The sequence below is a fragment of the Blautia sp. HA9023 genome, assembly GCF_056504095.1.
The window spans coordinates 206294-220454 of the sequence record NZ_JBWLUR010000001.1; the positions used below are offsets into that span (position 1 = coordinate 206294).

The 14161-nt window shown below is 43.4% G+C and carries 14 protein-coding genes and 1 pseudogene; 10 read left to right on the forward strand and 5 right to left on the reverse strand.

Features of this window, described 5'->3' with window-relative positions; translation table 11 throughout:
* The first annotated feature begins 6 nt into the window (after positions 1 to 6).
* The 6 genes and pseudogenes from gloA2 to AC04Q6_RS00935 all read left to right on the forward strand — a co-directional run bounded on the left by gloA2 (position 7) and on the right by AC04Q6_RS00935 (position 4545).
* Positions 7 to 390, forward strand: a complete 384-nt coding sequence (gene gloA2, locus AC04Q6_RS00910) for an SMU1112c/YaeR family gloxylase I-like metalloprotein (protein WP_476389455.1) — start codon at positions 7 to 9, stop codon at positions 388 to 390.
* Position 391: 1 nt separating this feature from the next.
* A complete protein-coding gene (locus AC04Q6_RS00915; RefSeq protein ID WP_476389456.1) occupies positions 392 to 1126 on the forward strand; it encodes a hypothetical protein in 735 nt (244 codons plus the stop codon).
* 8 nt (positions 1127 to 1134) lie between these two features.
* Complete coding sequence (locus AC04Q6_RS00920) at positions 1135 to 1341, forward strand: hypothetical protein (protein WP_476389488.1); 207 nt, start codon at positions 1135 to 1137, stop codon at positions 1339 to 1341.
* Positions 1326 to 1580, forward strand: a pseudogene (locus AC04Q6_RS00925) (IS66 family transposase); the annotation flags it as partial. The gene AC04Q6_RS00920 and the pseudogene AC04Q6_RS00925, both read left to right, overlap by 16 nt.
* A 92-nt stretch (positions 1581 to 1672) precedes the next feature.
* Positions 1673 to 2326, forward strand: a complete 654-nt coding sequence (locus AC04Q6_RS00930; protein ID WP_476389457.1) for a hypothetical protein — start codon at positions 1673 to 1675, stop codon at positions 2324 to 2326.
* A gap of 32 nt (positions 2327 to 2358) precedes the next feature.
* A complete protein-coding gene (locus AC04Q6_RS00935) occupies positions 2359 to 4545 on the forward strand; it encodes an SH3 domain-containing protein (RefSeq protein WP_476389458.1) in 2187 nt (728 codons plus the stop codon).
* A 78-nt stretch (positions 4546 to 4623) separates the two neighbouring features.
* Here the strand turns inward: AC04Q6_RS00935 and tnpC are convergent, their stop codons facing one another.
* The 5 genes from tnpC to tnpA form a co-directional block, all read right to left on the reverse strand.
* On the reverse strand, positions 4624 to 6240 hold the full coding sequence (gene tnpC / locus AC04Q6_RS00940; RefSeq protein WP_476389459.1) for an IS66 family transposase: 1617 nt from the start codon (positions 6238 to 6240) through the stop codon (positions 4624 to 4626).
* A 148-nt stretch (positions 6241 to 6388) separates the two neighbouring features.
* Complete coding sequence (gene istB / locus AC04Q6_RS00945) at positions 6389 to 7165, reverse strand: IS21-like element helper ATPase IstB (RefSeq protein ID WP_055057938.1); 777 nt, start codon at positions 7163 to 7165, stop codon at positions 6389 to 6391.
* Entirely contained in the window at positions 7162 to 8706 is a 1545-nt protein-coding gene (gene istA, locus AC04Q6_RS00950) for an IS21 family transposase (RefSeq protein ID WP_476389460.1), read from the reverse strand. The genes istB and istA overlap by 4 nt, the downstream gene beginning before the upstream one ends.
* 274 nt (positions 8707 to 8980) lie before the next feature.
* Complete coding sequence (tnpB, locus tag AC04Q6_RS00955; protein WP_009246070.1) at positions 8981 to 9325, reverse strand: IS66 family insertion sequence element accessory protein TnpB; 345 nt, start codon at positions 9323 to 9325, stop codon at positions 8981 to 8983.
* Positions 9319 to 9732: an IS66 family insertion sequence element accessory protein TnpA gene (gene tnpA, locus AC04Q6_RS00960; RefSeq protein ID WP_476389461.1), complete on the reverse strand. Its 414-nt coding sequence runs from the start codon at positions 9730 to 9732 to the stop codon at positions 9319 to 9321. The genes tnpB and tnpA overlap by 7 nt, the downstream gene beginning before the upstream one ends.
* Positions 9733 to 10057: 325 nt before the next feature.
* Between tnpA and AC04Q6_RS00965 the strand changes: the two genes are divergently transcribed.
* From AC04Q6_RS00965 to cobM, 4 genes are read left to right on the forward strand one after another with little or no spacing between them, the layout of a single operon-like run.
* Positions 10058 to 11398, forward strand: coding sequence for an MATE family efflux transporter (locus AC04Q6_RS00965; protein ID WP_021977716.1), 1341 nt, complete (start codon positions 10058 to 10060; stop codon positions 11396 to 11398).
* A gap of 55 nt (positions 11399 to 11453) precedes the next feature.
* On the forward strand, positions 11454 to 12647 hold the full coding sequence (gene cbiD / locus AC04Q6_RS00970) for a cobalt-precorrin-5B (C(1))-methyltransferase CbiD (protein WP_476389462.1): 1194 nt from the start codon (positions 11454 to 11456) through the stop codon (positions 12645 to 12647).
* A 49-nt stretch (positions 12648 to 12696) separates the two neighbouring features.
* Complete coding sequence (gene cobI, locus AC04Q6_RS00975; protein WP_118064311.1) at positions 12697 to 13398, forward strand: precorrin-2 C(20)-methyltransferase; 702 nt, start codon at positions 12697 to 12699, stop codon at positions 13396 to 13398.
* Between the two features lie 3 nt (positions 13399 to 13401).
* Entirely contained in the window at positions 13402 to 14160 is a 759-nt protein-coding gene (gene cobM, locus AC04Q6_RS00980) for a precorrin-4 C(11)-methyltransferase (RefSeq protein WP_021977719.1), read from the forward strand.
* Position 14161: the final 1 nt, after the last annotated feature.

Sequence of the window (14161 nt, forward strand, 5' to 3'; positions counted from 1 at the left end):
CATAAAATGAATTTATCAAAAATACATCATATTGCAATCATCGTATCTGACTATGAAGCAGCTAAGGATTTCTATGTGAACAAGCTGGGCTTCTATGTTATCAGAGAAAACTACCGTCCAGAGCGTAAAGATTGGAAGCTGGATCTGCGTGTTAACGAACACACAGAGCTGGAGATTTTTGCAGAAGAAAACCCGCCGAAGCGTGTGAACCGCCCGGAGGCCTGTGGGCTGCGTCACCTTGCATTTTGTGTGGAGAGCGTGGAGCAGACAGTGAATGAGTTGACAGAGGTAGGAATTGAATGTGAGCCAATTCGTGTGGATGATTACACCGGCAAGAAGATGACTTTCTTCCATGACCCGGACGGACTGCCGTTGGAGCTGCACGAGTAAAATGAAGAAAACAAGAAAACCAGGCGGTGGCCGTAAGAAGTTGAAGCCAGAGTACGATGCCGGGAAAAATCTGAAAGAGCAGATGGAAAGTGCTGTGGCACTTTATGATTCTGAGATGTCCTTGCAGGCCATTGCAGATGCTCTAAACCTTAATCCCATCAAAGTAAGAAAGCTGCTCATCACGGCCGATGTGTATGAATCTGAAGTGGCGGAGAAGGTGCAAGCTACCTTTCAAGAATACCGTGAAACACAAGACTACAAAACCTCTATACTCTCAACTGCAAACACTCTGAAACTTTCCAAAGCCTCCGTCACCTCGTACCTGCCATATCGGAAAGGTGTGTACTTCCCAAGCACAGCAGAAAAAGGGAAGATCAGTGCCGGAGCAGAGCGGCAGCGGAGATATAGAGCAATGAAGCGGTGGAGGGATGAGCCAACAGAAGAGAGCTTCTGGGGAGCGGTTCTGGCCTATGCTGGTGTGAAATTCAAAACCTACTCTGGCTTACCATTCTCTTACGAAATTAAAAAAGGTAGGAATGGCGAGTACACAAAAGAGCTGCAAACTATTGGGGTCAGACCCCATAAAGAAAAAATAAACATTTCTAAAGAAATTATAAACAAAACAAAGGGAGCGGTAGCTCCCTACGCTGCTCAAATCTTCACGCACCTCTCCGTGGTGAGCAGCAGGCAACGGTCTTATGACTGGCTGAGATGTGAAGGAAAATCAAGAGGATAAATAAAAATATGGAGCATATTACTGGCGATTATAAAACGCTAATTGAGAAATGTGTGGCATTTGCGGCACAATTTATTTGTATCCCTCCAACAGAGTTACTTTTTGATGATTGTCCTTCAAATCGATTTCCAACAATGAGCAATGCAGCGGAAAGTTCTGCATCAATTGTACTGGGGTCAGACCCCATAAAGATAAACTTCAGAATCTTCCAGTGATCAAAAAAGGAAAAGATGGCAGGGCACACATGCTCTATGGGATGGCGTCTGCCGGTACGGTTGCCTGGGTGATGTACCAGAAGTTCTGTAACGGACTGCCCTACTGCCGTCAGGAAAAGGAGTGGAAACAGTATGGCGTGGCGATCACCAGGGCAACGATGGCAAACTGGGTGATCCGGAATTCTGAGGCATTCTTTTTTCCCATGTATGAATATTTCCACAGAAAACTTCTGGAACGGGGTACACGGTAAATAGTTAGTACCGTGCTTTTCGCCTAAAACCATGAGATAATCCCTTTATAAAACTAAAAGTTTTTTAAAGGAGAAATCTTATGGATAAGATCACACGTCAGGTCCGTATTGAACATTGGACCCAGATCAAGAATACTCCGGGGTCAGACCCCATAAAGACCACGTCAGTAAGTGATGTTAATGATATAAGAAAACATTTCACATGTTTTTATATCGGCGATGACATGGGAATGTTATCAGCATTCGATACCGGAAAAAGTATTCTGAATGCAGTGTATATTACGCCTGCTGGAACAGATTATGACGTTAGTTCACAATGGGCCAAGTCTGTAGATAATCCAAAGAAGGAAGATGGAGCAGTGAGCACAAAGAATTATTCTGCATCGACAGAAGATACGATCAAGGAAAAGATAAAATCCAGGATAACGGATAAGTATAATAGCACTGATATTACAGAAATCTCAGTTAACCAAAACGCTGGAACGGATGAGTTGGATGATTATGTCGCACTTGTGTATTTGACTTGGAATGTTCAAAATAGTCCGAAAACGTCAAAAGAAATGCTGGATATGTATTCTAGCGATCTGGCAGCATATCTTGCGAGTGAATGCCCGAATGTATCGGAAGTAGCCATTTTCTGGCAAGTTCCATATCTTACTACGAATACCAGTAAATGGACATATATACGAAATGGGGACAATATGTATTTAACCGATAATATGCTTGGATGGTAAAATAAATATAGATCTAACAAAGGAGATTCTTTATGAGAAAGGCAAAACATAGCATCATTGGAGGCATAATTCTGTTTCCGATATTATTTGTTGTGTGGGTTACACCAGTATGCGCAGACAATATAGTAGCCAAGCTTACCCTTCATGCTTATGGTACTACCTCAAACCCATTTTCCGCTGGAGATTTAGGACATACCTTTTTGAGTATAAAAAACACTACAAATTCAACGTTAAACAAAGTTACTGTTACAAATTCCTATACTTATACATATGCTTACAACATTAATGATTTTGGAAAATTTAAGGTATGGAAAGGTAAATATACAGTAACGATAAATCCGATGCCATCAAACAGAATAAAACTTATTTACAAGCTAAACGGAAAAGTAACAGAAACAGCGATTGCAAGAAAAAAAACTGGAAACACTTATACCTATATTCCTCAAAGAGGTTTGTATCCAGGATACGTACAGGAAGTAATTTGGGACAAAAAGAAAAAACAATTTATTTTCCAAGGTTTTGAAGTCGGTAAAGGATATTTCTTTTACAACCCGGGAATTAAAAATATCAGTAAGGCAACTGTCTCCGGATTAAACCCCCAATATACTTACACCGGAAAGAAAATTACCCCGTCGGTGATGGTTTCTGTAGATGGAATAACACTGAAAAAGGATACAGATTATTCACTGAGCTATAAAAATAATAAAAATGTCGGAACGGCAACGATAAGTATTAAAGGAAAAGGAAAGTACACCGGGACGAAAAACCTAACCTTTACTATAGTTAAAATTATTCTGCAGAACCAGACTATAAAGGTAAATAGCAGTTTCCTAAAGTCGTATTCGGCGAATGGAACGTTTAAACTTAATGCGACAGCAAAAGGAAAGTTATCTTACAAAAGCAGTAATACAAAAGTTGTAACTGTCAGTTCGAAAGGCGTTGTTACAATAAAAGGAACTGGAAACGCGGTTATTACAGTAAAAGCAGGAAAAGTTTTAAATAAGTATAACGCCGCCTCAAAAAATGTAAAAATTAAAATAGTACTTAAGAACAAAAATATGTATGTTCAGCCATATAAAGGAGTTTCTTTGAAAAGCAAGGCTTCCCTAACAGGAAAGAAAGTTACAGCTATTCCTTATGCCGGAGCTGTCGAAGTAAAATCTTATAGCAATGGCTGGGCTTATGTCACTTACAAAGGGAAAAAAGGGTATATACAGGAAAAGAATCTGGGAGATGTAAAACCTGTTCCAGCATCATCAGATAAACTGTTAACACAGTATAGTAACCAGATGTCCTATAGGTTGGTAGATTTTACAAAAAAATTTTCTAAGAATGCATACAGAAGCAATGTAACTGCTACCAGTACAGAACAACTAAAAAAACTTGGCAATATGATTAACGTATATGCAAGTTCTCAAATTATAGAAAAAGATAAAAAAGAAATTCTTGAAGCATTTGCGGATGCGGTTTTACAGGCTATCCTGAATTCTAATATTAATAAATACGAAACGAATCAGAAAAAAATGCTTGACCAGATAAGCTCACAGATCAAGGGTGGTTTAAAATCAGGGTCCAAGAAAGTAACTGTATCTTCTGGAAAAACTTATACGGTTGATTTCAATATTGCAGCACAATCTTATGGAGGAATAGGCGCGACTGTATCATGGGCTTATGTTACTTATGGTTCTCAAAGATATACCCTAGTTATTTCTTCAACATCGGAACAGATTGATGCAGTTTTAGCCTCTTATTGCACTGCCCTGGCACAGCTGAATACTGACTGCTGGAAAGACTTCATGTCTGCATATATCACTGGCGGTTGGAAATTGTCTGGATTGAACGCAAATTATAAATTGACTGACCAGAAGGTCAGGACCTATCTTGACCGCAGCGAATTATTAATCCGCACAATTGCAGGTGATGAGAAAGCGAAAACTAAACTGTTAGAAAGTGGCTCGAAAGACATGAAAAATAAGCTTAAAGATATGAGTAATTCTGCATTTAGAAAATACATAAAAGAACATACTAAGAATGGTGACAAGGTTTTGAAGGCCGCAGATAAGTATAAAGAATTAAGCAGTAAGTACAAGGACTGGAAAGACAAATATAATACATGGAAAAAGTCAGGAAAAGGAACAGATTTGGAAAAAGCAGAGGCAGCTTGTACCCAATTTGAAGAAGTATTAAAAGAGTTAAATTCAGCAATCAGCTCGATGTAACGTAAGCGCAAAATATTGCTACGTTACTCGTAAATTACGCTTGCACCAAAATGATAGATGCAAGCGTTTTACTTTATTTTAGTTTTGACAGTTCATTTTCGCAGTCTCGCTCCATGGAGCAAGTTGTTCCAGCTGTTCATCTGACATTTTATCGTTTGGCCGTTGTGATAAGAGATATGTCAGATATTTATAGGTATTCAGATCATTCGCTTTTGCCATCTCAACTATTGTATACACAATAGCACTAGCGGTGGCTCCTTTAGGACTGGCGCTGAACAGCCAGTTCTTCCAGCCAACAGTGAATGGTCTGATTGCATTCTCGCTAAGATTGTTGGATAAACTGCAATGACCGTCTTCCAGATAGGTCATCAGGGTGTCTTTCCGATTTTGGGCATAGTTCACCGCTTTCGCCAAACGGGTTCCTTTGGTTGGGCGCTGTTGATCCAGCCAATTCCAGAATGCCTCTAGTATCGGCTTCTCCTTTTCAAGACGAAATTGTTTTCTCTGCTCCGCAGTGTGATTTTTTGCTTTTGAGTACCGCTCACAATCAAACAGCTTGGAACAGAACTGTACTCCCTGCACTGCCGGAAGGCTGTAATCATACTCTTTCCCTTTCGGTATGGCATCTGTGAAGTAACGTCTTACATGTGCCCAGCAAGAGCAGCGTTTGATATCTGGCAGATTATTATAACCCTGGTATCCATCTGTCTCCAGATATCCGCTGAACCCCTGTAGGAAAGACGCTGCATGGAACTTTGACCTTGTCTCTGTGTAATGGTAGAGCAGGATCGGCGGAAGTCCATCTTCTCCACTGCGGAAGAGCCACATCCAGGAATCCGTTTTAGGATTACGCTCCGGCTCATTCAGTACCTGAACCCGGGTTTCATCTGCCATCAGATATTTACGCCTCCGTAACTGACGGTGAAAATAATCATAAACATGGCGGAGATAATTCTCGGCACAGTAAATGATCCAGTTAGCAAGCGTAGCCCGGCTTAATGGGACACCCAGTTGCTTCCAGTCCTCTTCCTGCCGGTTTAACGGCAGACCATTCTGGTACTTCTGGTGCATTGCCCATCCCACAACGGATTCCGATGCATAACTTTCCGGGATCAATGGTTCCTGAACAGGGGCTTTGACAAATGTCTGATCATCCGGATGTTCCTCTGATATGGCACACTCCGGGCATTTATATGTTTCACGATAGATATTTACTACTTTTCCTTTGGCAGGGGTAAAGCGAAATTCATGGCGGACGAATTCTTTCCCGATACATTCCATCTGCGTTCCGCAGGTTGGACAGTTTCGCTCCTCCTCCGGAAGAGAAATGATCTCGTTGCAGGAAGGAACGTTTTTAAAGAGATCTGCATGTGTCCGTCTTGCTTTTCTCTTATGTTCCGGAACAGTGATGTCATCAGAAAGTTCCTGTTCCCATGTCGGATCTGCTTCCTGCTCGGCTTCATCAAAAAGATTCAACTGGCCATCGATATCTTTCCGTTTTTCACTGGAAGTACCAAAAAGCTTCTTCGTGAGATATTCAATCTGCTGACGAAGGTTTTCTTTTTCCAGACGGTCTGCTTCCAATGTTTTTTGTAAAGACTGGATCAGTTCTGTCTGTGTGGAAATGGTCTTATTCAGTTGGTTGATCATGTCCTTGTACGCGAGTATTTTTGAATCTTTTGAATTACCAGCCATATGTTTTCTGCTCCTTTTTCACTGCTCTTATTGTACCATAAAAAGCAATGAAAAAGAAGTGAATATTACGGTGCGGCAGAGCCGCCAGTCCGGTGTGGCGAGAGCCACCTGTCCGGACTAACGGAGCCACCCCATTTTGTTTATTAAGTTACTTTGCCATTGCTGGATCCAGTCCATATACTTCTCTCATAGAGAGGTCTTTAGATGGGTCAACACTTTCAATATCGATCTTATAGGAATCATACGATATACGATCCATGATGGCATCGGCAAGAGTACTTTCACCATCACAGATTTGCTGGTACCATTCACTTTCACGGAACTGAGAACAAAAGATCGTTGAAGATTTTTTTCGTCGTTTATGTATCAGTTCAAAAAGATTCCTGGCTTCAGCTTCTGTCAGTTTAAGAAGCAGCCACTCATCAATGATCAGTACTATTGGCTTGGTGTATTTCTTCAGGACAGTTGAGAAAGTTCCATTGTCCCTGGCAGCCTGTAAGTCCAATAATAGATCAGGAAGCCGTACATACCGTACTGAGTAATAGTGCTTGCATGCTTCCATGCCAAAGGCACAGGCCATATAAGTTTTACCACTTCCGGTTGCTCCAGTAATAAAGATGTTTCGGTATTCTGTAATGTATTCACAGGTTGCCAGACGGTTGATCAGTGCTTTGTTCAGCTTTCGTCCAGAATGGTAATCAATCGCTGCGATGCTGGCATCTGGCTGTTCAAACTCAGCCTGGCGGATCAGCCTTTTCAGACGATTGTTTTTGCGGTTGCTGTATTCGACATCAACAAGCATGCCGAACCGATCTTCGAATGGAACTTCCTTCATTGCAGGATCATCCATCTGGATGCGGAATGCATCTGCCATAGCAGTCAGACGCATTTCAATAAGTTTATCGATTGTACTTTGATTTGTCATGATTTTTTACCTCCATAGTATCTGGCTCCTCTGGTTATGCCATGTGGTTTTACTGCTTGAAATGATTCTGATTCGGTATCAGGTGCATCCTTTGTTGCAGCCAATAGATTTTTGATACTTTTATAGCTGGGTTTACCGGAATAAGAGAGCGCCTTAGCGCAGACCTGTTCCAGTTTTTCTGGCGAATATTTTTCTGCCAGTTTCAGTAATCCCATGCAGCTTCTGTAGGATTGCTGTTCAATCCTGCCGGAGGTAAGTATTGCATCGACAACCTTACTTGTGTTAATTCCAATCGAATCAGCCCACTTACGGAATCGGTCACCGTTCCATTCCAGATATTTCTGGTGTTCCTGCGGCATATGTTCTGTCACTGTAGAATACTGACCGCTTCGTCCATAGAGTCGTCTGTGAGAGGCAATACGATTGTGATTATAAAATATTTCAACCGTTGTATCTGTTATACGCACATCAACCTTATTTTTGATATACTGATAAGGCACGGAGTAGAACATTCTGTCTACTGCGATGTGATAGTTAAACTGGACGGTGGCTTGTTTCCACTCAGCCAGTTCAAAAGGTGTAGCAGGCAACGGAGCCAGTAATGGCATTTCTTCCCCAAGAAATAAACTGAGTCTGCTACATTCCTTTTTCTGGAATTTACGGGCGTTGTAGGCATCCAGTTTTTCACGGATTGAAGCATTCAATTCTGCAAGAGAGAAAAACTGTTCATTGCGAAGGGCTGCTGTTATCCATGTGGATATCTTTCCTACCGATCCCTCTACATTCGGTTTATCTTTGGGTTTCCGGACTCTGGCCGGAAGGATGGCAAGATTGTAATGTTCTGCCATCTCATGATAAGTTGTGTTTAAGGCAGTGTTGTACCAGTCACTCTTTTTATGATTCACTGCGGTTGTGCAGTTATCAGAAACGAGCATAGGTGTGACACCGCCAAAGAAATCAAACATCTGGACATGAGCTTTGATCCAGTTGTCGGTTTTCTCATTCATATATGCTTTTACAAAAGCATACTGACTGTAAGTTAATACACCTACAAATATCCATGCATTTGTGATTTCTCCGGTGTCCGGATCAATGATGTGAGCAGGGTCACCGGCCCAGTCAACTTCAATCTGTTCACCTGGTTTTCTAGGGATATGCATGGTAGCCCTGCGTTTTTCTTCATCCTTCTGGATGTAGTAGCAGAACTGAGAATACATTAGAGGCTCTTCGCTGCTCATGCGGCACTCCTCACAGTATTCTACCCAGAGAAGTTTTTTGTTTACGCCGCTCCGCAGAAGTTCTTTGCGGATGTAGTCAAAGTTTGGCATACGTTTATTCGTTGCCGACTTATCTTTAGGAAACATCAGCTCCTCTAGCGCACTGTCGGTCATGTCAAAATCCAGCGGCCATGAAAGATTGATTTCCGCTGCTTTTTTCAAAACCTTGGCGACTGTGTTTCTGGATACACCGCAACTTTGTGCGATGTTCCTCTCACTGAATCCTAAGCTTTTCAAGCGTAGGATTTCACGATACTTGGTCATAATTTACGACCTCCTTTATCTGTATTCACACCAAAGGTGTGTATTTACAGTATAAAGGAAATATATGTAATAGAGTCCAATAAGGTGGCTCTGAATTACCGGAATATATGGCTCCCATTCTCCGGAATGGTGGCTCTCAAAGTCCGGACAGGTGGCTCTGAGAGTCCCGGAATAATCAAGAAGCAGGAAACCCAGCATTTACAGGGGATTTCAGACATGATACAGGATGAAAAGCCCCTCCGTTTCTGTTGGCTGGCATAGATGTTTTACGCGATCATTCCGTAGGCTTGAATGCCTTTGGTTGTTCGATTTCAAGCCCGGACATGAGCCAGTCGAATTGCTGCCAGGTCAATTGTTTTACTTCCAACTGATTTCTGGGCCAGCGGAATCTGCCCTGGACTTCCATACGTTTATACAGCAGCACAAATCCGTCAGATTCCCAGAGCAAAGCTTTGATCCTGTCACAACGTTTTCCACAGAAAAGATACAGGGCACTTCGCCTTGGATCCATATGGAGTTGATCCTCTACAATAGCACACAGCCCGTCAATGGATTTCCGCATATCCGTTCTGCCTGTTACGATATAGATTTCATCGGCGGCTGTGATATCCCCTAACATTTCAACTCCTTCACAATGCGAAGCGTTTGAGCCAGAAGCTGAGGATCTGTTCCATTTGGTATTGTTAGATGAAAGCTTCCTACAGACAGCTTCATTGGCTCTGCTACAGAAAGGTTATTTCTTTCCGTAGCTGCCGGAATTATATTTAATGGCTGTTCATAAGGAATCGGGTCAGTATCATGAAAATCCACTCTGACAACTTCCTGGCTTTCTGGTGCACGATAGGTGCTTCCAGTTGACGCCGGCAAATCCACACAACCTTTCTGACGCAGTCTTTTTACCCAGTTGTAAAAAGTTCCTGGCTTGATATCATGTTCCACACACCATTGATGATCTGTCAATCCACTTTGACGGCATTCCATGATGAGACGGTATTGTTCTTCAGCAGGTATTCTTTTGCTTCTCATGAGCACACCTCCATAACTTGAATAGAGTAAAATGCTCGCATCTATCATTTCTAGCAAGAGAAAATGAAGTGAAATGCTTGCATTCTCTAATGATTATTATGGATTGATTTTTAGGGCAACACAATCCGTCGAATTATTTTGCGCTTACAGAGAACAAACATTTCTCTGTGGCTTTTCGCATTATATACTCCGCCGATGCAGAAAAACACACAAAACATATTGGAAAAACTGCAAGAAAAGGTTATAATGTCAAAGATGACACACCTGATAAAATATAAACAAATATTTTATCAGATTATAAATGAAAATGCGGGGGATGTAGTTAATGGAACAGCAGCATATGTTTACCAACCGGATGATCCGTAATCTTCTGGTGCCGGTGGTGCTGGAACAGATTTTGAATTCGATAATGGGAACCGCAGATACCATGATGGTCAGTAATGTGGGATCTGCGGCTCTTTCTGCGGTATCGCTGGTGGATTCCATCAACGTACTTCTGATCCAGGCTTTTTCAGCACTGGCAGCCGGAGGAGCAATTGTCTGTGCGCAGTATATCGGACAGAAAAATTATGAAAAAGCCAATATGTCAGCAAGACAGGTACTTTTTATCATCACGGCGATTTCTGTGGCAGTATCGGCGGTCTGTCTGATCTTTCAGAAACCGTTGCTGCGTCTGATTTTTGGGGCTGTAGAAGCGGATGTTATGCGTGCTTCGGAAACGTATTTCTTTTTTACGGCACTGTCATTCCCGTTTATTGCGGCGTATGATTCCGCGGCATCTATTTTCCGTGCCCAGGAGAACACCAGGGGGCCTATGATGATTTCCATGATCTCCAATGTTATGAATATTGGTGGAAATGCCATTTTGATCTGGGTATTTCATCTTGGTGTTGCCGGCGCGGCAGTCTCCACACTGGTTTCCCGTATTTTCTGTGCAGTGGTAGTTCTCTACCAGCTGCGAAAAGACCGTCAGCCTATTGTTGTCCGTAATTACCTCAAGATCCGCCCGGACTGGAGCATGATCGGCCGTATTCTGGGACTTGGAATCCCTTCGGGGATCGAGAACAGCATGTTTCAGCTGGGAAAACTGGCAATCCAGTCTACTGTATCCACGCTTGGAACAACAGCCATCGCCGCGCAGGCAATGACAAATATCCTGGAGAATCTGAATGGTATTGCGGCTATCGGTGTGGGAGTAGGCCTGATGACCATCGTAGGCCAGTGCCTGGGTGCAGGACGGAAAGACGAAGCGGTTTATTACATAAAAAAACTCTGCGTTATCGCAGAATGCGTAATTATCGTAAGCTGCCTGATCGTTTACGTTCTGGCCAGACCGGTCACCATCCTGGGTGGCATGGAAAAAACGAGTGCAGCCATGTGCATCCACATGATCAACTGGATCACCATTGTGAAACCCCTCGTGTGGACAATGGGATTTGTCCCGGGATATGGACTCCGGGCGGCCGGAGATGTGAAGTTTTCCATGATCACATCCTGCTGTACCATGTGGGCCTGCAGATTTTGTCTGTGCGTATTTCTCATCCGTGTCCTGGGATTTGGTCCCATGGGTGTCTGGATCGGAATGTTTGCGGACTGGACGGTACGCGGAATCATATTTACATGGAGATTCCACAGCCGCAAGTGGTTGGAGCATAAGGTAATTTAGAACAAACGAAAAAAATTTCCTACAAAAAACTCATTAAAAAAAGGAGGTGCCCCATATGAATGGTCTGGAAAACAAATACATTATAAAAAACAACAAACGCCTCCGCTACGGTTACACCACCGGTTCCTGTGCGGCTGGGGCTGCCAGTGGTGCGGTCCGTATGCTGTTATCCGGGAGGGAACTTTCCGAGGTAACGCTTCCCACTCCGAAGGGTATCACCCTTACGCTGGCTCTTCACGATATTACTCGTGGAGATAATTATGTTTCCTGTGCTGTCCGGAAAGATGCGGGAGATGATCCGGACACGACTAACGGAATCCTGGTGTATGTAAAAGCAGAAAAAATCTGCTGTCGGGATTCAGAAACAGATAATTGTGAAGATATCGGAACCGGTGCAAGCCGTCCTCAGATCATTCTGGATGGTGGCATCGGAGTAGGCCGTGTCACGAAACCGGGTCTGTCGCAGAAGATTGGTGAGGCGGCGATCAATCCGGTCCCGCGGGCAATGATCCTGAAAGAAGCGGAAGAAGCGGCGCAGGAATACGATTATGAAGGCGGGCTGAAGCTCACGGTATCGGTTCCTGAGGGAGAGGAGATCGCAAAGAAAACTTTTAATCCCCGTCTGGGAATCATCGGAGGAATTTCAATTCTTGGAACCAGTGGTATTGTAGAGCCCATGAGTGAAAAAGCCCTGATCGAAAGCATCCATGTGGAGATGAAACAGCATTTTTGCCAGGGAGAGAAATATATTCTGGTAACACCTGGAAATTACGGGGCGGATTATCTGCGGGAGCATATGACCATCCCTTTTGAAAACAATATCAAATGCAGCAATTATGTAGGTGAGACGATCGACATGGCCATCGATATGGGAGTAAAAGGAATCCTTTTTGTAGCGCATATCGGTAAATTTGTGAAAGTTGCAGCCGGGATCATGAACACGCATTCTCACTGTGCAGATGGAAGGATGGAGGTTCTCTGTGCAAGTGCTATCCGTGCGGGAGGACCACTGGAATGTGCCAGAGAGATCCTGAAAGCCGGTACTACAGATGAAGCGCTGGAGGTTCTTAACAGATATGGGATTCTGAGAGAAACGATGGATATCGTTATGGAGAAGATACAGTTTTATCTGGATCACAGGTCTTATGAACAGATCCTTCTGGGAGCAGTGGTGTTTTCCAATGTGTATGGCTTTCTGGGACAGACTCGGGATGCGGAAAAACTGATCCATAAGATACAATCTGAATAACAGACAGGAATATATCCCTGTCGTAAAAATATAACAGGAGGAAATAAAAATGGCAGGAAAATTATACGGTGTAGGTGTAGGACCGGGAGATCCGGAACTTCTCACTTTAAAAGCACTCCGACTTGTAAAAGAGGCAGAGGTGATCGCACTTCCGGGACAGGTTCCGGAGGATACAGTAGCATTTAAGATCGTAGAGGGAGCATATCCTGAGCTTGGAAAAAAGGAACTTCTTGCGGTACCATTTCCAATGTCCAAGGACCCTGAAGTTCTGAAAAGTTATCATGATGCAGGGGCACAGAAAGTAAAGGAAGTTCTTGACCAGGGAAAAAATGTGGTGTTTCTGACTTTGGGAGACCCGACTGTTTATTCCACATATCTCTATGTTCATCACAGACTTGTGGCACAGGGATATGAGACAGAGATTGTCTGTGGTATCACATCTTTCTGCGCGGTTTCCGCACGTCTGAACACGGGCCTTGTGGAAAAGGCAGAGCCTCTTCATGTGATTCCGGCTTCCTATCAGATAGAAGATGCCCTGAAACTTCCGGGAACCAAGGTTCTCATGAAAGCCGGAAAGAAAATGAAAGATGTGAAAGCAGAACTTCTTGCTCAGGGAGCGGAAGCCATGATGATCGAAAACTGCGGAATGCCGGATGAAAAGATCTACAGAACTGCAGAAGAGATCCCGGAGGATGCAGGATATTATTCTCTGATCATTATCAAAGAAAATAAAGACAGAAGAGAGGAATAGATTATGGTACATTTTGTAGGCGCAGGACCGGGAGCACCGGATCTTATCACAGTAAGAGGAAAACAGTATCTTGAGGAAGCGGATGTGATCATTTATGCAGGATCTCTTGTAAATCCTCAGCTTCTGGAATATTCCAAGGATGTGTGCACCATCCACAACAGTGCGAAAATGACACTGGAAGAAGTAATCTCCGTTATGGAGAGAGCGGAGAAAGAGGGAAAAATGACAGTCCGCCTTCATACCGGTGATCCATGTATCTACGGTGCGATCCGTGAGCAGATGGATATCCTGGATGAAAAAGGGATCCCGTATGATTCCTGTCCTGGTGTCAGCGCATTTTGTGGAGCAGCATCCGCACTGAACCTGGAATATACACTTCCGGATATTTCCCAGAGTGTGATCATTACAAGAATGGAAGGAAGAACACCGGTACCGGCGAAAGAGAGCATTCAGTCTTTTGCGGCCCATAACGCAACGATGGTAATTTTCCTCAGTACAGGTATGCTGGAAGAACTGAGCCGCAGACTGGTAGAGGGCGGATACCGGGAAGATACACCGGCTGCCATTGTTTACAAGGCAACCTGGCCGGATGAGAAGAAATTTATCTGTACAGTGGGAACACTGGCTCAGACAGCAAAAGAAAACAATATCACAAAAACAGCTCTGATGCTGGTAGGTGATGCGGTAAATGCTGCCCATTATGACAGATCTAAGCTGTATGATCCGGGATTTACCACAGAATTCCGTGAGGCTACGAAATAAA

Excerpts from the sequence above, each read along its gene's own strand:
- istA (WP_476389460.1), bottom strand. The coding sequence starts at position 8,706 with ATGACCAAGTATCGTGAAATCCTACGCTTGAAAAGCTTAGGATTCAGT.
- AC04Q6_RS00965 (WP_021977716.1), top strand. The coding sequence starts at position 10,058 with ATGGAACAGCAGCATATGTTTACCAACCGGATGATCCGTAATCTTCTG.
- AC04Q6_RS00930 (WP_476389457.1), top strand. The coding sequence starts at position 1,673 with ATGGATAAGATCACACGTCAGGTCCGTATTGAACATTGGACCCAGATC.
- gloA2 (WP_476389455.1), top strand. The coding sequence starts at position 7 with ATGAATTTATCAAAAATACATCATATTGCAATCATCGTATCTGACTAT.
- AC04Q6_RS00935 (WP_476389458.1), top strand. The coding sequence starts at position 2,359 with ATGAGAAAGGCAAAACATAGCATCATTGGAGGCATAATTCTGTTTCCG.
- tnpC (WP_476389459.1), bottom strand. The coding sequence starts at position 6,240 with ATGGCTGGTAATTCAAAAGATTCAAAAATACTCGCGTACAAGGACATG.
- istB (WP_055057938.1), bottom strand. The coding sequence starts at position 7,165 with ATGACAAATCAAAGTACAATCGATAAACTTATTGAAATGCGTCTGACT.
- cobI (WP_118064311.1), top strand. The coding sequence starts at position 12,697 with ATGGCAGGAAAATTATACGGTGTAGGTGTAGGACCGGGAGATCCGGAA.
- tnpA (WP_476389461.1), bottom strand. The coding sequence starts at position 9,732 with ATGAGAAGCAAAAGAATACCTGCTGAAGAACAATACCGTCTCATCATG.
- AC04Q6_RS00915 (WP_476389456.1), top strand. The coding sequence starts at position 392 with ATGAAGAAAACAAGAAAACCAGGCGGTGGCCGTAAGAAGTTGAAGCCA.
- tnpB (WP_009246070.1), bottom strand. The coding sequence starts at position 9,325 with ATGTTAGGGGATATCACAGCCGCCGATGAAATCTATATCGTAACAGGC.
- cbiD (WP_476389462.1), top strand. The coding sequence starts at position 11,454 with ATGAATGGTCTGGAAAACAAATACATTATAAAAAACAACAAACGCCTC.
- cobM (WP_021977719.1), top strand. The coding sequence starts at position 13,402 with ATGGTACATTTTGTAGGCGCAGGACCGGGAGCACCGGATCTTATCACA.
- AC04Q6_RS00920 (WP_476389488.1), top strand. The coding sequence starts at position 1,135 with ATGGAGCATATTACTGGCGATTATAAAACGCTAATTGAGAAATGTGTG.